This window comes from Pseudomonas sp. NFACC14, assembly GCF_900106885.1.
Lineage (GTDB): Bacteria > Pseudomonadota > Gammaproteobacteria > Pseudomonadales > Pseudomonadaceae > Aquipseudomonas > Aquipseudomonas fluorescens_AA.
In genome coordinates, this window is the sequence record NZ_FNOA01000013.1 from 82676 (window position 1) to 101849 (window position 19174).

Sequence of the window (19174 nt, forward strand, 5' to 3'; positions counted from 1 at the left end):
CTAAACTAACTAAGTCTGTTCGCAAAGGATGTTTCTAATGAAGCGCGTATTCTGCTTTGCCGCGTTTGCGGCTGCATTGCTGGGGCACACTTACACCGCTCAGGCGGCGGGTGTGGAGTTTGGGGTTGGCCAAACTAGCGACTCGACCATGACCTATCGCCTGGGCATGCAGTTCGACTGGGACAAGAGTTGGTGGCAGAGCGATGTCGGTCGCCTGACCGGTTACTGGAGCGGTGCCTATACCTACTGGGAAGGGGACGAGACGTCCAGCAACCATAGCCTGTCGTTCTCGCCGGTCTTTGTGTATGAGTTTTCCGGCCAGAACGTGAAGCCTTACATCGAGGCGGGTGTAGGTGTTGCGCTGTTTGCCAACACCGAGGTGGAAACCAACAAGTTGGGGACGGCCTTCCAGTTCGAGGATCGCATCGGGTTCGGCCTGCGCTTCAATGGCGGACATGAAGTGGGCATTCGCGCCACTCACTACTCCAACGCAGGTATCAAGTCGACCAACGACGGTGTGGAAAGCTACGCGCTGCACTACACGATGCCGCTGTAACACCTGAACAATTGTGGGAGCGAGCTTGCTCGCGATAGCGATAGACCAGCCACCCTGGAGTTGTCTGACCTACCGCTATCGCGAGCAAGCTCGCTCCCACAGGTTTTCTTCGCCTACCGATACGCCGTCGCAATGCCCTGGCGCTCTTCCAGGCATTCCGGCGCGCCCATCTCGAACTCGCGGCAGATCAGCGGGCGCTTTTCGTAGATAGTGCACATCATGCTGTCGCGATCCAGGGCCGCGCACCAGCCGTCGTCGAGCCGCAGCATCACTTCCCCACCCCAGTCGTCCGTGTCGATAAAACGCTCCGGGACCCCGGTGTCGGTGATCAGCATCACTTCCAACTGGCAGCAGCACGCCGCGCATGTCGAGCATGTGACGGCCGGTGCCGGGATTTCATGGAGGGGGATGGTTTTCATGGCGCGCAGTGTAAGGCAATCGGCGGCTCAGGGGCGTCCCTTGATCGGATAGCCGTTTTTTGCCTGGCATGAGTCGTTGTCGGCCGGCAGGGTTTCGGTGGATGAAGGCAAGGGCCAAAGCGCGCTCATGGACGCGATGGGAAGCGCGACTTCCCGGGGGCGTTCCACCAAGTGATTCAGCACATGCCGCGCCGCCTCTTCTGGCGACCAGTGGGCCGGGAATGGGAAACAATCGTCGGGCCCCAGCGATGGATCGTCGTAGCCAGGATGCACCCAGGTCACATCGATGCCCGCAGACGCCAGCTCTGCCCGAGTCGATTCGAACAGATGGCGCATCCCGCTTCCGCCCGCCTCGATGTTCGAGGGCGGCAGATAAGTCGCCGGGCTGGCAATACCCACCAGATGAGGTTGGGTCCCGGCGCGCAACAAGGGCATGGCCACTTCGATGCAGAAACTGGCGGCCAGCAGGTTACTGCGCACGATATGTTCGATCAATGTATGGTCAGTATGCTGTTCGTCAACGTACTCAGTCGTTCCAGCATTGAGGATCACCTGATCCAGGGCGCCCCATTGTCGGGTGATCTGTTCACCGATCTCGCGCACGGTCTGGCTGTCGGTCAAATTGCCGGGCACGGTCAGCACTTGTCCTGGATAACGTACCGAAAGGGTTTCGCACGAGCGGGGCGAGTGTGAACTGACGGCCAGGTATGCACCTGTCTCGAGTATCGCTTCAGCCAACGAAGCGCCGATTCCATTGCCGGCCCCGGTGAGCCAATAACGCCGGGGCAGTCTTGAACCCATTCCGTACTCCTTTCGATTGCCAGACGCTGATACACGACTTTCAGTAGCGCTCGTACGTTCAGTACGACTATATGTTATCGGGTAAATATTGCATCCCGCGGCCCGGCAATTTTATGTGCGCTAATCGCCCGCCCCTTCGACGGCTGCGTCCTGTCGCGCCGGCAGGTTTCTGAACGCCGCCAGCGCACGGGCCCTGGACTCGCGCAAATCGACGATCGGTGCCGGATAATCCACTGCGCCAAACAAGCCGCCTTGGGTGTTTGGGCTATGGACCTGTTGCCTGTCCAGATCGTTCAGTTCAGGTAACCAGTACTTGATGAACAGGCCCTCGCGGTCAAATTTTTCCGACTGGCTCAAAGGGTTGAAGATGCGGAACCACGGCGCCGAGTCGGTGCCGGTGGAGGCGCTCCACTGCCAGCCGCCATTATTGGCGGCCAGGTCGCCGTCAATCAGGTGCTGCATGAAAAAACGCTCGCCTTCACGCCAATCGATCAGCAGGTTCTTGGTCAGGAACATGGCGACCACCATCCGCAAACGGTTGTGCATCCAGCCGGTTTCCAGCAATTGGCGCATGGCCGCATCGATAATCGGCAGGCCGGTGCGTGCCTGTTTCCACGCCTCCAGTTCGGTGGGGGCCTTGCGCCACGCCAGCGCCTCGGTTTCCGGGCGGAACGCGCGGTGACGCGACACACGTGGATAGCCCACGAGAATGTGTTTATAGAACTCGCGCCAGAGCAATTCATTTATCCAGGTCACGGCGCCGGTGCTTCCACTTTCGAATTCACCCCGGTTGGCTTGCAGCGCGGCATGCAGGCACTGACGTGGCGACACCACCCCGGCTACCAGGTAGGCCGAGAGCTGGCTGGTGCCGGGCCGGGCCGGGAAGTCCCGCTCGTGCTGGTAATCGTCGAGGTGCTGGTCGACAAAACTGTCCAGGCGCCGTCGGGCTTCCGTTTCACCGGCGGGCCAGAGGGCGCGCAGTGCTTCGCTGGGCGGGGCGAATCCATCGACATGGGGCGGCACCGGATCGCGGGCAATGCCGATACGGGCCTGCTGGCGCGGCGTGGCGACCAGGCTCGGCAGCGAAACATGCAGCCGGTTGTAGCAGACCTTGCGGAACTGACTGAACACCTGGAAATAATTGCCGGTCTTGGTCAGTACGCTGCCAGGCCTGAACAGCAATTGATCGAGGTGACGGTGAAACTCGATGCCCTGATCATTCAACGCACGGGCGACTTCGGTGTCGCGTTGCGTTTCATTCAGGCCGTACTCTTCGTTGACATGCACGGCACCAACGTTCAGTTCGCGACACAGCTTGAGCAGCACGTGCGGCGCCTGGTGCCAATGCGTTGCCTCGCGAATCAGGAGCGGGATGTTCAATTCATCCAGGGCCACGCTCAATACGCCGAGGTTGCGCAGCCAGAAATCGATCTTGCACGCTGCGTCGTCATGGGCACGCCATTGTTCGGGGCTGGTCAGGTATACCGCCACGCATGGGCCTTGGGCGGCGGCCGCCGCGAGGGCGGTGTTGTCGTGCAGGCGCAAGTCGCTGCGCAGCCAGATCAGTTGCAGGCTGTTTTCCATCTAAAGGAGTTCTCTGCGGCTCAGTTCGCGGTGAGCCGATAGCGGGTCTTCGGCCCAGGACAGGTCAATCATCGAAACGCCTGTGGATAACCGGGCTTGATGAATCGACGCGGCCGGGCCGGCAATGATGATCGGGCAATCGATTCCACCCAGCAGCCTGGGCAGTTGGGACAGATTGACGGCATGACTGGAATACAACAGGACGCCGCGAGCCTTGAGGCGTTCGACCGCCAGGGCCAGTTCGCCCGCCGGTAGCGGGCTGTCGAACACCTCCACCGGGCAATCGGCGCTGCTGGCCAGCCAGGCGGTGAGCCACAGGTGCGGCTCCTGGGGCAAATCCGAATGATTGACCAGCAACAGTGGCGCACCGCGCAACTGACGGTTGTTGTGGTAGATCCGGCTGCCAAACTTGCTGCGCAGCCACGAGTACAGGAAGACCCGTTCCAGCTGCGCGCCAAACTGGCCTTGCCAGCGCGAGTGCAGCTCGGCCAGCAACGGCAAGAGCAATTGCTCGCACACGGTCCAGGGCGGATACAGCGCCATCGCTTGGTTGATCAGGTCATCGATCTGACGCTCGGCCAGTTGCGTCACCGCCAGCGCCAGGGCGTTGCGCTGACGTTGCCAATCGTTCTCCGGTGGCGGCGTAGGTGCTGTAGACAGCGGCGGTGTGTCCAGCAACGGCTTGATCTTGCTCACCGCGACGCCACGATCGATCCAAGTGAGGATGCTGCGGATCCGTTGCACGTGGTCGGCATTGAACAGTCGATGCCCCTTGGGCGTGCGGTGCGGCACGATCAGGCCGTAGCGGCGCTCCCAGGCCCGTAACGTGACGGCGTTGACACCGGTCTGCCGGGCGACTTCGCGTATGGGCAGCCAGCCTTGCGCCAAGGCCTTGGCAAAATCGGCCCCCAGGTCTTCGCGGGCGCTGGAATCGGGATCGTTGTTCATCAAATGGCGTTTCGCAAACTGAGGTTTTCCGGGTGCGGCTGCAGATAGACCTGCTGCGCCAGGTAAGGGTCGGGGTGCTGGCGCAGGTGATGCTTGAGCAACGTCAGCGGCACCACCAAGGGCACGATGCCGAGGCGGTACTGGCCGATGAGGTGCTGTACCTCCTGCTTGTCGTCGGCGTCGATGGCGCGCTTGAGGTAACCGCTCAGGTGTTGCAGCACATTGGTGTGGGTGCGGCGGGTGGCGCATTTCTTCAACGCGGCCATCAACGCACTGAAATAGCGTGGACCCAGTTCATTGGGGTCGGCCTTGCCCATGTCGCCCAGCAATTTGCCCAGGGCCTTGTACTGCTCGGGGTTGTGGGCCATGAGTAGGTATTTGTAGCGCGAGTGGAATTCGATCAGGTCGCGCCGGGTCAGGCCCTGGCGGCGCAAGGGTTGCCAGGCGGCATAGGCAAACACCCGGGTCAGGAAGTTCTCCCGCAGCACCGGGTCGTTGAGGCGACCGTCTTCCTCCACCGGCAGATCGGGGTGGCGTTCGCAAAAGGCCTGGGCATAGATACCGCGCCCGCCGCCCTCCTGGGGGACACCGTTGTGGTCGTAGACCTTGACCCGCTCCAGTCCGCAGGATGGCGATTTCTGCATGAAGATATAGCCGCAGAGGTCATCCAGTTCCCCGGCCATCTGCTGCCCATAGTCGGCCAATGGCCGGGTCACGTTGAGGTCGCGATTCACCGTACCGAGCGCCTCGGGGTGTTCAGGATTGCCCACCAGGCGAATCGGCTCCCGGGGAATGCCCAGGCCGATGGCGACTTCGGGGCACACCGGCACGAAATCGAAGTAATCGATAAGGGTGCGGCTGCACAACAGCGATTGCTTGTGCCCGCCATTGAAGCGAACTTCGTCACCCATCAGGCAGGCGCTGATGGCGATTCTGGGTTTGGCGATGGCTGCGCTGGGCATGGGCGACCTCTGATGGCTAATCTTGTACAAGTTTATATTTATGTACAATATTTTCATCATAGGCCCGAATGTACACAAGTCAACCGGATTCATAGCGGGGCTGGGCGACGTCAGTGGGTGCCGCGGGCAGGCTGCTGTCTCTTTCGACAGCAGCGAAGAGCGATGGGTGACGCGATCTATTGCAGGCTTGCGTGCAGGCGGCGTGCAGCCTCCTGGCCGCTGAGCCATGCGCCTTCGACACGGCCGGACAGGCACCAGTCACCACACACGTACAGACCCAGGTCGGCATCGGCCAGGGCGCCCCATTCATGGCTGCCGGCGGGGCGGGCATAGAGCCAACGATGGGCCACGCTGAAGCTTGGTGCAGGCATCGCGCTGTGCAGCAACTCGGCGAAAGCACCGTGCAGGTGTTCGATCACTGCCTCCTTGGACAGGTCGATGTGCTGCCGGCTCCAGTCGCTGGTGGCGTGCAGTACCCAGGTGTCGAGCTTGCTGTCGCGTCCCGGTTTGCTGCGGTTGCGCGCCAGCCAGTCCAGGGGGCTGTCCTGTACGAAGCAGCCTTCCATGGGCGTATCCAGCGGTGTTTCGAAGGCCAGGGCCACAGCCCAGGTCGGGTCCATCTTCACGCCAGCGGCCACGGCGGCCAGCTTCGGTACGGCCGCCAGCAAGGCGGTGGCCTGGGGCGCGGGCGTGGCGATCACCACGTGGCCAAAGGGGCCGTGGGTGAAACCTTCCGCGTCCTGCAGATGCCAATGCTCCTGGCCGCGGTACACCTCGGTGATCCGGCAGGAAAACTGCACCTGCAGCTTGTCGAGCAAGGCGCGGGTGATGGCGCTCATGCGCGGGGTACCGACCCAGCGAGTCTGTTCGTCCGGCGATGGGCTCAGTTGCCCATTCTGGAAGTTGTAGAGCTGCGGGTTCCATTCCGCGGCCCAGCCGTTGGCTTGCCAGCGCTGGACCTCTGTGACAAAGCGGCGATCGCGGGCAGTGAAATACTGCGCGCCCATGTCCAGTGCGCCAGCGTCGCTGCGCTTGCTTGACATGCGTCCGCCACTGCCGTGGCTTTTATCGAAGAGTTGAACGATATGCCCGGCCTCCGTCAGGGCCTGGGCGGCTGAAAGTCCGGCGATGCCGGTGCCTATGATCGCGATAGGTACAGTCATGAGGGCCTCGTTTACCTTTCTGTACAGACTACGCCGTCGTTAAAACCTGTACAATTTGGGTTTTTGGTATAAGTTTTACCGTTCGCGTTTGGACAGCTTGTCCTATTGTTAAACACAGACCTTGTCCGATACGAAAAATCCCTGCCTATAAAAATAGACTAATGGACCGGGTAAAACGCGATGCGAGGAACATCTCATGCACATATTGCTGACCGGCGGTACTGGTTTGATCGGACGTCAGCTCTGCCGCCTCTGGTTGCAGCAGGGGCATCGCCTGACGGTATGGAGTCGCCGACCCGAAGAAGTGGCGAAAATCTGCGGGACACCGGTGCGGGGCGTGGCCAAGCTCGACGAAATCCATGAACCGGTGGACGTGGTGGTCAACCTCGCCGGCGCCCCCATCGCCGACCGCCCATGGAGCCACAAACGCAAGATGTTGTTGTGGAGCAGTCGTGTCACGTTGACGGAAGTCTTGCTGGCGTGGCTGGAGCGTTGCGAGCAGAAACCGCAGGTGCTGATTTCCGGTTCCGCGGTGGGCTGGTACGGCGACGGTGGCGAGCGTGAATTGACCGAGGAATCGGGACCGGTGAGCGAAGATTTCGCCAGTCAGTTGTGCATCGCTTGGGAAGAAACCGCGCAACGGGCCGAGGCCTTGGGCCTGCGCGTGGTGCTGGTGCGTACCGGTCTGGTCCTGTCCGCCGAGGGCGGCTTTTTGTCGCGGCTGCTGTTGCCATTCAAACTGGCGCTGGGCGGGCGTATCGGCAATGGGCGACAGTGGATGCCGTGGGTTCACATCGACGATCAAATCGCCCTGATTGATTTTCTTCTGCACCGCACCGATGCCAGCGGTCCTTATAATGCGTGCGCGCCGAACCCGGTGCGCAACCGCGATTTTGCCAAGGCCCTGGGGCGCGTATTGCATCGGCCGGCCGTGGTGCCGATGCCGGAGCTTGCGCTGAAGGTCGCGCTGGGGGAATTGTCCCTGCTGTTGCTCGGCGGCCAGCGCGCTACGCCGGCCCGATTGCAGGCGGCGGGTTACACATTCCGGTTCACTGATTTGCCTGCGGCCCTGGACGACTTGTCCAGCCGCCTTTGAAATAGGACGTTGCATGACCGATCACGCGTTGCTTCTGGTGAATCTGGGTTCGCCTGCCTCCACCTCGGTGGCCGATGTGCGCCGCTACCTCAATCAATTCCTGATGGACCCGTATGTCATCGACCTGCCATGGCCGGTGCGGCGTTTGCTGGTGTCGCTGATCCTGATCAAGCGCCCCGAGCAGTCGGCCCACGCCTACGCCTCGATCTGGTGGGAAGAGGGGTCGCCGTTGGTGGTGCTCAGTCGCCGGCTGCAACAGGCCATGACCGCACAGTGGACCCAGGGGCCGGTGGAGCTGGCGATGCGTTATGGCGAGCCGTCCATTGAATCGGTGCTGGTGCGGCTGGCGAGCCAGGGTCACAAGACGATCACGTTGGCGCCGTTGTATCCGCAGTTTGCCGACAGCACCGTGACCACGGTGATCGAGGAGGCCAAGCGGGTCGTGCGGGAAAAGAAACTCAACGTGCAGTTTTCGATCCTCCAACCGTTCTACGATCAGCCCGAATACCTCGACGCCCTGGTGACCAGCGCCAAGCCGTACCTGATGCAGGAACACGATCATCTGTTGTTGAGTTTCCACGGCTTGCCGGAACGGCACCTGACCAAGCTCGACCCGACCGGATTTCATTGCTTCAAGGATGCCGACTGCTGCAAGAATGCGCCGCCGGAGGTCATGGCGACCTGTTACCGCGCGCAATGCATCCGTACTGCCGAACGGTTTGCCCAACGCATGGGGCTGGCGGATGGCAAATGGTCGGTGTCGTTCCAGTCGCGCTTGGGGCGTGCCAAGTGGATCGAACCCTACACCGAGGCGCGCCTGGAGGAGTTGGCCAAAAGCGGCGTGAAGAAAGTGCTGGTGATGTGCCCGGCGTTCGTGGCCGACTGCATCGAAACCCTGGAAGAAATCGGCGATCGCGGGCGCGAGCAATTCCGCGCGGCAGGGGGGGAGGAGTTGGTGCTGGTGCCTTGCCTCAATGATGAGCCACAGTGGGCACAGGCGTTGAGTACTCTCTGCGAACGGGCTCCGATCGCGTTGTGAGGTTCAAGGGTCTCATCGCGAGCAAGCTCGCTCCCACATGGAATCTGCGGTGGACACAAATGTTGTGACCACTCGAGACCCACTGTGGGAGCGAGCTCGCGATGGCTATCAGGCTGACAATAAAGCTTTCAAGCTTGAGTCACAGCAGCGGTTCATCCGCCTTCTTCTGCTTCCAGCCGTCATTGCCCGGCAGCAGCAGGTTCAGCGCGATCGCCACCACCGCGCACAATGCGATGCCTTTGAGGCCGAAGTCGTCCGGGCCGGTGCCGGTGCCCACCAGCACGCCGCCGATGCCGAACACCAGCGTCACCGAAACGATCACCAGGTTGCGCGCCTCGCCCAGGTCGATCTTGTGGCGGATCAGCGTGTTCATGCCCACCGCCGCAATCGAACCGAACAACAGGCACAGGATCCCGCCCATCACCGGCACCGGGATGCTTTGCAGCAGCGCGCCGAACTTGCCGATGAACGCCAGGCTGATGGCAAAGATCGCCGCCCAGGTCATGATCTTCGGGTTGTAGTTCTTGGTCAGCATCACCGCGCCGGTCACTTCGGCGTAGGTGGTGTTGGGCGGGCCACCGAACAGGCCGGCGGCGGTGGTGGCAATGCCGTCACCGAGCAGGGTGCGGTGCAGGCCGGGTTTCTTCAGGTAGTCGCGACCGGTCACGCTGCCCACGGCGATCACGCCGCCGATGTGCTCGATGGCCGGTGCCAGGGCGACCGGCACGATGAACAGGATCGCCTGCCAATTGAACTCCGGCGCGGTGAAGGCTGGCAGGGCGAACCAGGGGGCGGCGGCGATTTTCGCGGTGTCCACGACCCCGAAGAAAAACGCCATGGCAAAGCCCACCAGCACACCGGAAATGATCGGCACCAGGCGGAAAATGCCTTTGCCGAACACCGCCACGATCAGGGTGGTGAGCAGGGCCGGCATCGAGATCATCATCGCGGTCTGATAATGAATCAGCTCGGTGCCGTCGCCGGCCTTGCCCATTGCCATGTTGGCGGCAATCGGCGCCATGGCCAGGCCGATGGAAATGATCACCGGACCGATGACCACTGGCGGCAGCAGCCGGTCGATGAACCCGGTGCCCTTGATCTTCACGGCCAGGCCCAGGAAGGTGTAGACGAAACCCGCCGCCATCACCCCACCCATGGTCGCGGCCAGGCCGAACTGGCCCTTGGCGAGGATGATCGGGGTGATGAAGGCAAAGCTCGAAGCCAGGAACACCGGCACCTGGCGCCCGGTGACGAGCTGGAACAGGATCGTTCCCAGGCCGGCGGTGAACAGCGCCACGTTAGGGTCCAGCCCGGTGATCAGCGGCATCAGTACCAGCGCGCCGAAGGCGACGAACAGCATCTGCGCGCCGGACAAGACCTGGCGCCAGAGCGGATCGTTGAACTCATCCCGCATGCTCAAGCGTCCTTCTGCTTGGTGCCGAAGATCTTGTCGCCGGCATCGCCCAGGCCCGGGATGATGTAGCCATGCTCGTTGAGTTTCTGGTCGATGGACGCGGTGTAGATGGTCACATCCGGGTGGGCGTCCTGCACGGCCTTGATGCCTTCGGGAGCGGCGACCAGCACCATGGCGCGGATGTCCCGGCAACCGGCCTTTTTCAACAGGTCGATGGTGGCGACCATGGAGCTGCCGGTGGCGAGCATCGGGTCGATGATCATCGCCAGGCGCTCGTCGATTTCCGGCACCAGTTTTTCCAGGTAGGTGTGGGCTTGCAGGGTCTGCTCGTTGCGAGCCACGCCCACGGCGCTGACCTTGGCCCCCGGGATCAGGCTCAGTACGCCTTCGAGCATGCCGATGCCGGCGCGCAGGATCGGCACCACGGTGATTTTCTTGCCGGCGATTTTCTCGACCTGGACCGTACCGGCCCAGCCATCGATTTCGTAGGACTCCAGCGGCAGGTCCTTGGTGGCTTCGTAGGTGAGCAGGGCACCGACTTCCTGGGCCAGTTCACGGAAGTTCTTCGTGCTGATATCGGCGCGGCGCATCAGGCCGAGTTTGTGTCTGATCAGCGGATGGCGGATCTCGAGGATGGGCATGGGGAAGGCTCCGGCGGCGGGCAAAAAAACCGGCCTAGATTAATCTATCCGAGGGTGTTGTCCTATAGACAATACAGAACGTTAGTCCACAAACGCTTGATCTGGCCGGGCGGGATGCGTACCTTTGCCGGCTTTTCCGAACCCTGCCACCCCTGGAGAGCGCCATGTCCGCTGATCTCGAGCATATCCGTCAAATCATGCGAGAGGCTGACTGCCTGTACACCGAAGCCGAAGTCGAAGCGGCCATCGCCCGTGTCGGTGCGCAAATCAACGAGCAACTGGCCGATGCCAATCCGGTGGTGTTCTGCGTCATGAACGGCGGGCTGATCTTCTCCGGCAAGCTGCTGACCTACCTGAACTTCCCCCTGGAAGCGTCCTACCTGCACGCGACGCGTTATCGCAACGAAACCAGCGGTGGCGACCTGTTCTGGAAAGCCAAGCCGGAAGTCTCGTTCATCGACCGCGACGTGCTGATCATCGACGACATCCTCGACGAAGGTCACACCCTGGGCGCGATCATCGACTTCTGCAAACACGCCGGCGCCCGCGCCGTGCACACCGCCGTGCTGATCGACAAGGACCACGACCGCAAGGCGCGACCGGACTTGAAAGCCGATTTCGTCGGCCTGCCGTGTATCGACCGCTACATCTTCGGCTACGGCATGGACTACAAAGGTTACTGGCGTAACGCCAATGGCATTTTCGCCGTCAAGGGGATGTAATCGATGACTCGGCCAAGTTTCCTGGAACACGCGTTGTTCGATGAATTGGCCGAGAAAGCCGCGGCCAGTCCTCGCGGACGCCAGCACCATAACTTCCATGAGATGGATGAGCCGTGCCACCGCATGGCGGTTGGCTTGCAGCCTTGCACCTACATCCCGCCGCACCGCCACCTGAGCGCCGATAAGGCGGAAACGTTGCTGGTGCTCAAGGGGCGGCTGGGGGTGTTGATTTTCGACGAGGCCGGTGCGGTGGTGGACAAGCGCATCCTGCAGGCCGGTGGCGATTGCCTCGGCGTCGACCTGCCCTCTGGCGTGTATCACGGGTTGGTGGTGCTGGAAGCCGACAGCCTGATGTTCGAATGCAAGGCCGGTCCCTACCGGCCCGTGGGCGAGGGCGAACTGGCTCACTGGGCACCCCGCGAAGGCGAGGCGGGCGTGGCCGAGTACCAGGCCTGGATGCGTGCGCAGTTCGACTGAGCACCGAGTCAGGCACAGGCAGCGGAGCTTTTGTGGCGAGGGGATAAATCCCCTCGCCACATGAATCTGCTGTGCACCAGCGATCTCACTATGAATCAGGCAAGTCTTGGATGAGCCGCGCCGCCGGCCAACCATTGCTCACTCTTGACCCGCGCCTGCTCCAGGGTCTGCACATACGCCAATTGCCGCTGTTCGCGATGAATGCCGGCGCGGCGCAGTTTCAGGCGCACCCTGGGTGCGGTCGCCACCAGGATCAGGCCGATGCCGTGCTTGCGGTAATCCTTCAGGATATTTTCAAACGCAGCCAGCGCGGTCATGTCCAGCATGGGCACGGCACTCATTTCCACGACCACCACCCGAACGCCCGGGTCGAACCGGCGCAGCACATCCAGGGCTTTTTCCGCCGCGCCAAAGAACAACGGTCCACGAATGGCGTAGCAGCGAACGTGCTCGGGCATGTCCAGCAGGGCCTGGTGAAAATGGCGCGGCAACTCGGCGCTGTCGGTCAATTCGCTCATGCGCTTGATGAACAGCCCGGCGGCCAGCAGCAGGCCGACGGCGACGGCCAGGACCATGTCGAACAGCACCGTCAGGCCCAGACAGGTCAGCAGCACCAGCACGTCGCTGCGCGGGGCGATGCGCAGAGTGTGCAGCACATGCCCGGCTTCGCTCATGTTCCAGGCGACCATCACCAGTAGCGCGGCCAGTGCGGCCATGGGCAAGTAACTGAACAGCGGCGCCAGCAGCACAATCGCCACCAGCACCACGAGGCTGTGGATGATCGCGGCCAGCGGTGAAAAGGCGCCACTGCGCACATTGGTGGCGCTGCGGGCAATGGCAGCGGTGGCGGTGATGCCACCGAACAGCGGCGCCACCAGGTTGCCCAGGCCCTGGCCCATCAGTTCGGCATTGGGATCGTGCTTGCTGCCGGTCATGCCGTCCGCCACCACCGCGCACAACAGTGATTCGATGGCACCGAGCATGGCGATGGCAAAGGCGGGCGCCAGCAATTGGCGGATCAGGTCATAGGACAGGATCAAGGGATGTCCCTGGCTGTCCGGCAGGTTCCAGGGCCAGTCGAAGCTGGGTAGAAAGGGCGGGATGCCCGGGTGAGCGATGCCATCGACGACGTAGCTGAAACGTTCGCCCAATGTCGCGATCGGCCATCCGCCGCGCTCCATCGCCAGCCCCAGCAACGTGCCCACCAGCAACGCCACCAGATGCCCGGGCACCCGTGGCACCCAGCGCGGCCAGGCAATCAGCACCGCCAGGCACACGGCCCCGATGACTCCATCGCCGAGACGGGCACCGGGCAGCGCCACGATCAATTCGCCCAGCTGTTCTATGTAGTGTCTGGCTTGGCCTGCGGTGGTCAGCCCCAGCAGATCCTTCAGTTGCAAAGTGGCGATGACCACGCCGATGCCCGCGGTGAAGCCGAGGATGACCGGATAGGGAATGTACTGGATCAAGCGGCCGGCGCGTAACAGGCCCAGGGCGATCAGGATCAGGCCGGCGAGCATGGTGCACAGCAGCAGGCCGCCCAGGCCGTATTGTTGGGTGATGGGCAGCAGGATCACCACGAACGCCGCTGTCGGCCCGCTCACGTTGAAGCGCGAGCCGCCGGTGAGGGCGATCAACGGTGCCGCCACCAACACCGTGTACAGGCCGTTCTGCGGCGGCACGCCGACGGCAATCGCCAGGGCCATGGCCAGGGGGATGGCGATAATGCCGACGGTCAGCCCGGCCACCAGATCGCCGCGCAGGCGTTCCAGGGTGTAGCCGGCGCGCCAGGCCTGGCGCCAGGCGGCGAATAACGGTGGGGCGGAGAAAGCCATGAATACTCCTCGCAAGGGGGGGGTGGCACTGGCCGTGGCGAGGGGGCTTGCTCCCGCTGGGCTGCGCCCGTAGGAGCTGTCGAGTGCAACGAGGCTGCGATCTTTCCCCTGTCACTTGAGTCTCAAGCGAAAGATCAAAAGATCGCAGCCTTCGGCAGCTCCTACCAAACCCAGCGGGAGCAAGCTCCCTCGCCAAAGGCAGGCGCCAGTAAGATCGACGCTGATGGCCTCTTTGAGTATGCCGCGCCCGCTGTCCGGATGTATTGATCCGGATCGCTTATTTTTACTGTCCGTGCTCATGCTAGAGTGCCCGGCCAAGATTCCGGAGGTTGTCATGCGTGTATCGATCCGCCGCTGCGCCACTTCACTGTTGATCGCCAGCCTGCCTTTGACGGTCGTGGCCGCGCCGATGCACAGCCAGTTCCTGCCGCCGGATGACCTGGTGGTGCGCCAGGAACAGCCTGAACAGCAGCAGTTGCTGCAAGTGACCGAGTATTCGGTGGTGCTGGGGAACCAGCGCCAGTCCAACCAGCAACCGATCCCGGTCACTTCGCCCTTGCTGGTCCGTCTCAAGGGCAAGTCCTTGAACAAGGGGGCGACCATCAGCCAGGTGATCCTCAACTTCGATGGCGAAAGCAAAAGCTTGAAGAAACCGGCCTTCGACGAGGCGAGCAAGACCCTGACGCTGTCTTATCCACAGGCCCAGTACCGGGTGGTCATCGATCTGTTGCGCAACAACACGGTCTACGTGCAGTTCCTCACCTACGCCAACGGCCATATCTGGGCCGACCTGCACACCGGCATCGAACGCCCGCGTTGAGCCCCGAGGCCTGCCGGGGGTAAACTGCCCGCCCCGTGAATTGTGCGAGTTGGAGCCGGCAATGCGTAAAGACAAGAAACAAGTGATTGGCGACGAGATTGGCGATGAGCAGATCAAGCTGTTCCTCAATTTCGAGCCGGTCGATGCCACTTCGCCTTCGTTGCACAAGCTGATCAAGGCCTACCGTGGCCTGCGGGTCGACGATTTCGAGCGTTTCCTGACGTTCTTCGTCGAGGCCGGCCATGACCTCGACGGCAAGGATGAGCACGGCAACGATTTCGTTGCGCTGATCCAGGACCAGCGCAATGCCGAGGAATATATCGAATTGATCAACAAGGCGCGCCGCTGAATTGAGCCCCTGTCAACGCTCTTCAGAGCGTTGACTCGTTCGAGCCGAGCGCAACTAATCTCTTCTTCTGCAAGTTGCTCCGAAAGGTTATGTCACCATTCGGACTGTTTTGTTTTATTTGAATTTCCATTACGTTTGCGTCGAAGCCAAGTGGCTTTGATGTCATCGTTTAAATGGAGTTGTATTCATCATGGAAGATCAAAAGAAGTGTATCGCCGGGGTGTTGTTGTCCCTGGTGGCGTGTCTGGCAAGTTCAGCTTCCTGTGCGCGGGATGAAATTGTCAATGTCGAAGTCTACAACGCAACTGCCGCCGTCATCGTTCCCGACAGCGATTTTACCTGGACGCAGAATCCGGCCAACGCGGGCCACAGCTTTTCGATAAGCCCGGGTGAGAGCCAGGAATTAACCTACTACCTGCCCCAGTCACGCGCCGAGCGAGAGGCTTTCAGCTATAGGCAAGGCAGCCGAACCTGTCATTTCAGCTTTGGACATGTCCCAAGGGCACCGGGCAATGATAAAGAGGCAATGCCTTATCATCGCTGGGTCAAGGCGGAACCGGCGAGTTTCTGTGTGGCTGAATTGTTTTATGTTGAAGATGATGACGACTATGTGAGTCACGGTGGAACACGCATCAAATTCAGCATGAACTAACACCGAGGAAATAAAAAAAGCCTCCCGTCTGCACGGGAGGCTTTTTTATATGAGTGGCAAGGTGTCAGGCGTAACTTTGAGCCTTGCTGTCTTCAACCAACTCCAACGCAATGTTGTTCTGCGCGTTGATCTTGCGATACAGCGCCGCGTCGGTTTCCAACACTTTTTCCCGGGCCGGGAATATCTCTGCGAGCTTGGCAGCCCACTCGCCCTTGGCCTTGTCCGGGAAGCAGCGCTCGATCAGTTCCAGCATGATCGATACGGTCACCGAAGCACCCGGCGATGCGCCGAGCAGGGCGGCGAGGGTGCCGTCCTTGGCCGCCACCAGTTCGGTGCCGAACTGCAGGACGCCACCTTTCTTCGGGTCTTTCTTGATGATCTGCACCCGCTGGCCGGCCACTTCCAGGCGCCAGTCTTCGGCTTTCGCCTCGGGGTAGAAGCGACGCAGGGATTCCAGGCGCTGCTCCATGGACTGCATGACTTCGCTGATCAGGTACTTGGTCAGGTCCATGTTGTCCCGGGCCACGGCCAGCATCGGGCCGATGTTGCCGGCGCGTACCGACAGCGGCAGGTCCATGATCGAACCGTGCTTGAGGAACTTGGTGGTGAAGCCGGCGTATGGCCCGAACAGCAGGGATTTCTTGCCGTCGACCACGCGGGTGTCCAGGTGCGGCACCGACATTGGCGGCGAGCCCACGGCGGCCTGGCTGTAGACCTTGGCCTGATGGTGCTTGACCACTTCCGGGTTGTCGCAACGCAGCCACTGGCCACTGACCGGGAAGCCACCGAAGCCCTTGCTTTCCTCGATGCCCGAGGCTTGCAGCAGCGGCAAGGCCGCGCCGCCGGCACCGAGGAACACGAACTTGGCGTCGACTTCGCGGGTGCTGCCGGAATTGACGTCCTTGATGCTCACGGTCCAGCCGTTGCCGTTGCGCTTGAGGCCGGTGACGCGCTTGCAGTATTTGACCTGGGTGTCAGGGGCGCTGGTCAGGTGCTTGAGCAACTGATTGGTCAGGGCGCCGAAATTGACGTCGGTCCCGTTCATGACGCGGGTGGCGGCGATGACTTCATCGGCCGGCCGGCCAGGCATCATCAACGGCATCCACTCGGCCATCTGGCCCTTGTCTTCGGTGTATTCCATGTCGGCGAAGGCGTGATGCTGGCGCATCAGCTCGAAGCGCTTCTTCAGGAACGCCACGCCTTTCTCACCCTGTACGAAACTCAGGTGTGGCACCGGGGCGATGAAGGACTTGGAGGAGCCGAACGTGCCTTTGCGGGTCAGGTACGTCCAGAACTGCTTCGACACTTCGAACTGGGTGTTGATGTGCACGGCTTTCTTGATGTCGACCGTGCCTTCGGCCGCCTGGGGTGTGTAGTTGAGCTCACACAGCCCGGCGTGGCCGGTACCGGCGTTGTTCCACGGGTTGGAACTCTCCGCGGCACCGGAGTCCATCAGCTCGACGACTTCCAGCGAGATCGCGGGGTCGAGCTCCTTGAGCAGCACGGCCAGGGTGGCACTCATGATGCCGGCCCCTACCAGAACTACATCGACTGCTTCGTTATGCGCCATTTAACGCGTCTCCAAAATCTGCAGCACCAAATTGTCGGCATAGCGGCCAGGAGTGGCGGGGCAGGTCAGTTGCGCCCCAGTTATCCATGGCCAGGATCGCCATGTCCGAATCTTCGCAATTTTTCGCACCTACTGCGGATGCATGCAGCCTGGCCTCAAGAGTCACATGAACTCATTTAAGCGCCGGGCGGGCAATTCGACTTATGGCCGAGACATCCGTTCGTGCAACCAAATCCGTAGCGGACAGGCTTCAGGCGCCGGTTCTTGAGCGATATCCGGTCCTGTGTCGTTGGGCTGTTTCAGACGCCAATGGTGCTTGTTCAGACGCAAAACTCTTCATTTGCTCGCCACACTCTCGTGAAGTTGTGAAAACCCGTTTTTTCACGCTCTTTTGAAGACGTGAACCTCAAAAAAGGGCTGTCCCAGCCTGGCACCGTGCCCGGTTTGGTTGCCCCCATGTAGTACATGACAGGCAAAACAGGCAGACAGCTCAGTGACCGAGCGTAATGACAGCTCTGCAGATTCGCGAAAAGTGGTGATTTGCCTGGAGAACAGCAAGCGCGCCAGCTTCACTCGATCTGTGTGGGCGGCTCTCTGTGGGCGGTGCGGGGTGCCAATACCAGCGCATCAGCGGTGTTGCGAGGCCCGATCAGGAGACGTCCTTATAATCGGGGGGAGATTGTATCGAAGAAACGCAGGGAAATGGTCGTGTTTAATGACTTTTATTAGCCGTCCGGTCAGATGGTCAACAGTTGCCGGTTGCGTGCGCGGGCACGAAGCGGTTGTACGCGGGCGCTGGCGGGCAATGGCTGGTGCAACCAGTTGAGGCGGATTTCGTCGATTTCCACCCAGCCCTCGCCCATGGGTTGCAGGCTGCACTGCTTGAAGGCCTGGCAACGGCCGTTGCGATCAAGCAGGGCGAAGCTGCGGTGCTGGGGACGCGGGGTGAACAGGGAAATGAGGAAGCGCATGAGCGGATACCGGGTCAGGGAGCTTGGAGCAAGCCTGACAGCGGGCCATGACATGCCGGTGTAAGGACCGTGACAATGGGGTGACAGGAACCGGCAATCACGGCCCGTGTCAGACATTTCAGTATTCATCGCAAGGCGCTAGTTCACGGCGATGGCGCACCGCTATACTGCCGGCCTGTTTGTGCCCGATTCTGGAGAGAAGAGCATGTTGCAACGCCTGTTGTTCGGTTTGATCGCTGTGACCAGTCTGACCCTCGTCGGCTGCGCCCACAGCCCGCAACAACTTAACCCGGAGCCCAAGCTCAATGCCCAACTGGCGCCTGTAGGGCGTGGCCAGCCGGTGGTGGTGCGGGTCGTGGACGGTCGTCCGTCGCCAACGCTCGGCACCCGTGGCGGGCTGTACCCGGAAACCAGCGTGATCACGGTGCAGGGGGCGCAGATCCTGCCCAAGCTCCAGGCCCAGGCTGAAGCCGCGGTGCGTTTGCTGGGCTTCACGCCGACCGCCAATGCCTTGAATGCACCGCAACTGACCGTGACCCTGGCCGAACTCAAGTACCAGTCGCCCAAGGAAGGCATGTACGTGACCGAAGCCACCATCGGCGCGACCTTCCGCTCCGACGTGCAGAACGCCAACCGCCGCTACAGCGGCCGTTACGGGGCGTCCCTGGACCAGCGCTTCGGCATGGCGCCTAACCAGGACACCAACACCAAACTGGTCAGCGACGTATTGAGCGATGCCCTGACCCGGCTGTTCAAGGACCCGACCATTGGCCAGGTGCTGGCTGAGTAAGCATCAAGTCCTGTAACCCCTGTGGGAGCGAGCTTGCTCGCGATAGCTGAGTGTCAGCCATCTCGATGTCGGCTGATCCACCGCTATCGCGAGCAAGCTCGCTCCCACAGTTTTTTCAGGCGGCCTGGGAATAGAATTCCAGCACGCTGATCCCGGTCAGCAGGTCTGTCTCTGGCAGGTCGGCATGTTGATGGCCGCCGAGGGCGCAGTACACCAGCCAATGGCGGTCCTGCACATTGAAGGACAGGCTGTCGACGAGGTTCTGTTGTTCGTCGCTTGGACTGATGAGATAGAGGCGATCCTGGTTTTCGGCGTGCAGCATGACGGGTTCCGTGCGGGTTTGAAGGGCGACAGAGTGGCCTAAT

The 19174-nt window shown here is 61.5% G+C and carries 21 protein-coding genes; 9 read left to right on the forward strand and 12 right to left on the reverse strand.

The window, feature by feature from the left end; genetic code table 11:
* Positions 1-37: 37 nt before the first annotated feature.
* Positions 38-556, forward strand: coding sequence for an acyloxyacyl hydrolase (locus BLU85_RS19325; RefSeq protein WP_092202509.1), 519 nt, complete (start codon positions 38-40; stop codon positions 554-556).
* Positions 557-669: 113 nt separating this feature from the next.
* Here the strand turns inward: BLU85_RS19325 and BLU85_RS19330 are convergent, their stop codons facing one another.
* From BLU85_RS19330 to BLU85_RS19355, 6 genes are all read right to left on the reverse strand, one after another.
* Complete coding sequence (locus BLU85_RS19330) at positions 670-975, reverse strand: YkgJ family cysteine cluster protein (RefSeq protein ID WP_060740657.1); 306 nt, start codon at positions 973-975, stop codon at positions 670-672.
* 27 nt (positions 976-1002) lie between these two features.
* On the reverse strand, positions 1003-1776 hold the full coding sequence (locus tag BLU85_RS19335; protein WP_092202511.1) for an SDR family NAD(P)-dependent oxidoreductase: 774 nt from the start codon (positions 1774-1776) through the stop codon (positions 1003-1005).
* A gap of 120 nt (positions 1777-1896) precedes the next feature.
* Positions 1897-3348 (reverse strand): deoxyribodipyrimidine photo-lyase, encoded by a 1452-nt coding sequence (gene phrB / locus BLU85_RS19340; protein ID WP_092202650.1) that lies wholly within the window; start codon positions 3346-3348, stop codon positions 1897-1899.
* A gap of 12 nt (positions 3349-3360) precedes the next feature.
* Positions 3361-4308 (reverse strand): MerR family transcriptional regulator, encoded by a 948-nt coding sequence (locus BLU85_RS19345; protein WP_092202514.1) that lies wholly within the window; start codon positions 4306-4308, stop codon positions 3361-3363.
* Positions 4308-5270, reverse strand: coding sequence for a YbgA family protein (locus tag BLU85_RS19350; RefSeq protein WP_092202516.1), 963 nt, complete (start codon positions 5268-5270; stop codon positions 4308-4310). Before BLU85_RS19350 ends, BLU85_RS19345 begins: the two co-directional genes overlap by 1 nt.
* Before the next feature lie 176 nt (positions 5271-5446).
* A complete protein-coding gene (locus BLU85_RS19355) occupies positions 5447-6433 on the reverse strand; it encodes an NAD(P)/FAD-dependent oxidoreductase (RefSeq protein ID WP_092202518.1) in 987 nt (328 codons plus the stop codon).
* A 196-nt stretch (positions 6434-6629) separates the two neighbouring features.
* Here BLU85_RS19355 and BLU85_RS19360 point away from each other — a divergent pair, with 196 nt between their 5' ends.
* The gene (locus BLU85_RS19360; protein WP_092202520.1) at positions 6630-7529 is read left to right on the forward strand and encodes a TIGR01777 family oxidoreductase; all 900 of its coding nucleotides are present in this window, start codon (positions 6630-6632) and stop codon (positions 7527-7529) included.
* A gap of 13 nt (positions 7530-7542) precedes the next feature.
* Complete coding sequence (gene hemH, locus BLU85_RS19365; protein ID WP_092202522.1) at positions 7543-8568, forward strand: ferrochelatase; 1026 nt, start codon at positions 7543-7545, stop codon at positions 8566-8568.
* A 139-nt stretch (positions 8569-8707) separates the two neighbouring features.
* Here the strand turns inward: hemH and BLU85_RS19370 are convergent, their stop codons facing one another.
* Together BLU85_RS19370 and upp are read right to left on the reverse strand one after the other, a co-directional pair.
* Positions 8708-9982, reverse strand: coding sequence for a uracil-xanthine permease family protein (locus tag BLU85_RS19370; protein ID WP_072409362.1), 1275 nt, complete (start codon positions 9980-9982; stop codon positions 8708-8710).
* A 2-nt stretch (positions 9983-9984) separates the two neighbouring features.
* Positions 9985-10623, reverse strand: a complete 639-nt coding sequence (upp, locus tag BLU85_RS19375; protein ID WP_003185330.1) for a uracil phosphoribosyltransferase — start codon at positions 10621-10623, stop codon at positions 9985-9987.
* Between the two features lie 164 nt (positions 10624-10787).
* Between upp and BLU85_RS19380 the strand changes: the two genes are divergently transcribed.
* Complete coding sequence (locus BLU85_RS19380) at positions 10788-11345, forward strand: hypoxanthine-guanine phosphoribosyltransferase (RefSeq protein WP_053125250.1); 558 nt, start codon at positions 10788-10790, stop codon at positions 11343-11345.
* Between the two features lie 3 nt (positions 11346-11348).
* Positions 11349-11822, forward strand: coding sequence for a WbuC family cupin fold metalloprotein (locus BLU85_RS19385; protein WP_092202524.1), 474 nt, complete (start codon positions 11349-11351; stop codon positions 11820-11822).
* Between the two features lie 95 nt (positions 11823-11917).
* Here the strand turns inward: BLU85_RS19385 and dauA are convergent, their stop codons facing one another.
* Positions 11918-13657 carry a C4-dicarboxylic acid transporter DauA gene (gene dauA / locus BLU85_RS19390; protein WP_092202526.1) on the reverse strand — a complete coding sequence of 580 codons (1740 nt, stop codon included), beginning with the start codon at positions 13655-13657 and terminating at the stop codon, positions 11918-11920.
* A 334-nt stretch (positions 13658-13991) separates the two neighbouring features.
* Here dauA and BLU85_RS19395 point away from each other — a divergent pair, with 334 nt between their 5' ends.
* The 3 genes from BLU85_RS19395 (at position 13992) to BLU85_RS19405 (ending at position 15478) form a co-directional block, all read left to right on the forward strand.
* Positions 13992-14477: a hypothetical protein gene (locus tag BLU85_RS19395; protein ID WP_092202528.1), complete on the forward strand. Its 486-nt coding sequence runs from the start codon at positions 13992-13994 to the stop codon at positions 14475-14477.
* 61 nt (positions 14478-14538) lie between these two features.
* The gene (locus tag BLU85_RS19400) at positions 14539-14826 is read left to right on the forward strand and encodes a PA4642 family protein (protein ID WP_060740669.1); all 288 of its coding nucleotides are present in this window, start codon (positions 14539-14541) and stop codon (positions 14824-14826) included.
* Between the two features lie 190 nt (positions 14827-15016).
* Entirely contained in the window at positions 15017-15478 is a 462-nt protein-coding gene (locus BLU85_RS19405) for a hypothetical protein (RefSeq protein WP_092202530.1), read from the forward strand.
* A gap of 64 nt (positions 15479-15542) precedes the next feature.
* Here BLU85_RS19405 and mqo read toward each other — a convergent pair whose 3' ends face one another.
* The gene (mqo, locus tag BLU85_RS19410) at positions 15543-17048 is read right to left on the reverse strand and encodes a malate dehydrogenase (quinone) (protein ID WP_092202531.1); all 1506 of its coding nucleotides are present in this window, start codon (positions 17046-17048) and stop codon (positions 15543-15545) included.
* A gap of 737 nt (positions 17049-17785) precedes the next feature.
* On the reverse strand, positions 17786-18019 hold the full coding sequence (locus BLU85_RS19415; RefSeq protein WP_092202533.1) for a hypothetical protein: 234 nt from the start codon (positions 18017-18019) through the stop codon (positions 17786-17788).
* A 205-nt stretch (positions 18020-18224) separates the two neighbouring features.
* On the opposite strand from BLU85_RS19415, the gene BLU85_RS19420 reads away from it, so the two are divergent.
* The gene (locus BLU85_RS19420; protein WP_003205489.1) at positions 18225-18809 is read left to right on the forward strand and encodes a YajG family lipoprotein; all 585 of its coding nucleotides are present in this window, start codon (positions 18225-18227) and stop codon (positions 18807-18809) included.
* A gap of 115 nt (positions 18810-18924) precedes the next feature.
* Here BLU85_RS19420 and BLU85_RS19425 read toward each other — a convergent pair whose 3' ends face one another.
* On the reverse strand, positions 18925-19131 hold the full coding sequence (locus tag BLU85_RS19425; RefSeq protein WP_003185312.1) for a hypothetical protein: 207 nt from the start codon (positions 19129-19131) through the stop codon (positions 18925-18927).
* Between the last annotated feature and the right edge of the window lie 43 nt (positions 19132-19174).

What these genes read in the sequence shown, in the direction of transcription:
- BLU85_RS19325 (WP_092202509.1), top strand. Translation starts at nt 38, where the DNA reads ATGAAGCGCGTATTCTGCTTTGCCGCGTTTGCGGCTGCATTGCTGGGG.
- BLU85_RS19350 (WP_092202516.1), bottom strand. Translation starts at nt 5,270, where the DNA reads ATGCCCAGCGCAGCCATCGCCAAACCCAGAATCGCCATCAGCGCCTGC.
- BLU85_RS19360 (WP_092202520.1), top strand. Translation starts at nt 6,630, where the DNA reads ATGCACATATTGCTGACCGGCGGTACTGGTTTGATCGGACGTCAGCTC.
- BLU85_RS19425 (WP_003185312.1), bottom strand. Translation starts at nt 19,131, where the DNA reads ATGCTGCACGCCGAAAACCAGGATCGCCTCTATCTCATCAGTCCAAGC.
- hemH (WP_092202522.1), top strand. Translation starts at nt 7,543, where the DNA reads ATGACCGATCACGCGTTGCTTCTGGTGAATCTGGGTTCGCCTGCCTCC.
- dauA (WP_092202526.1), bottom strand. Translation starts at nt 13,657, where the DNA reads ATGGCTTTCTCCGCCCCACCGTTATTCGCCGCCTGGCGCCAGGCCTGG.
- BLU85_RS19380 (WP_053125250.1), top strand. Translation starts at nt 10,788, where the DNA reads ATGTCCGCTGATCTCGAGCATATCCGTCAAATCATGCGAGAGGCTGAC.
- upp (WP_003185330.1), bottom strand. Translation starts at nt 10,623, where the DNA reads ATGCCCATCCTCGAGATCCGCCATCCGCTGATCAGACACAAACTCGGC.
- BLU85_RS19330 (WP_060740657.1), bottom strand. Translation starts at nt 975, where the DNA reads ATGAAAACCATCCCCCTCCATGAAATCCCGGCACCGGCCGTCACATGC.
- BLU85_RS19355 (WP_092202518.1), bottom strand. Translation starts at nt 6,433, where the DNA reads ATGACTGTACCTATCGCGATCATAGGCACCGGCATCGCCGGACTTTCA.
- BLU85_RS19415 (WP_092202533.1), bottom strand. Translation starts at nt 18,019, where the DNA reads ATGCGCTTCCTCATTTCCCTGTTCACCCCGCGTCCCCAGCACCGCAGC.
- BLU85_RS19370 (WP_072409362.1), bottom strand. Translation starts at nt 9,982, where the DNA reads ATGCGGGATGAGTTCAACGATCCGCTCTGGCGCCAGGTCTTGTCCGGC.
- mqo (WP_092202531.1), bottom strand. Translation starts at nt 17,048, where the DNA reads ATGGCGCATAACGAAGCAGTCGATGTAGTTCTGGTAGGGGCCGGCATC.
- BLU85_RS19400 (WP_060740669.1), top strand. Translation starts at nt 14,539, where the DNA reads ATGCGTAAAGACAAGAAACAAGTGATTGGCGACGAGATTGGCGATGAG.
- BLU85_RS19335 (WP_092202511.1), bottom strand. Translation starts at nt 1,776, where the DNA reads ATGGGTTCAAGACTGCCCCGGCGTTATTGGCTCACCGGGGCCGGCAAT.
- BLU85_RS19405 (WP_092202530.1), top strand. Translation starts at nt 15,017, where the DNA reads ATGGAAGATCAAAAGAAGTGTATCGCCGGGGTGTTGTTGTCCCTGGTG.
- BLU85_RS19395 (WP_092202528.1), top strand. Translation starts at nt 13,992, where the DNA reads ATGCGTGTATCGATCCGCCGCTGCGCCACTTCACTGTTGATCGCCAGC.
- BLU85_RS19385 (WP_092202524.1), top strand. Translation starts at nt 11,349, where the DNA reads ATGACTCGGCCAAGTTTCCTGGAACACGCGTTGTTCGATGAATTGGCC.
- BLU85_RS19420 (WP_003205489.1), top strand. Translation starts at nt 18,225, where the DNA reads ATGTTGCAACGCCTGTTGTTCGGTTTGATCGCTGTGACCAGTCTGACC.
- BLU85_RS19345 (WP_092202514.1), bottom strand. Translation starts at nt 4,308, where the DNA reads ATGAACAACGATCCCGATTCCAGCGCCCGCGAAGACCTGGGGGCCGAT.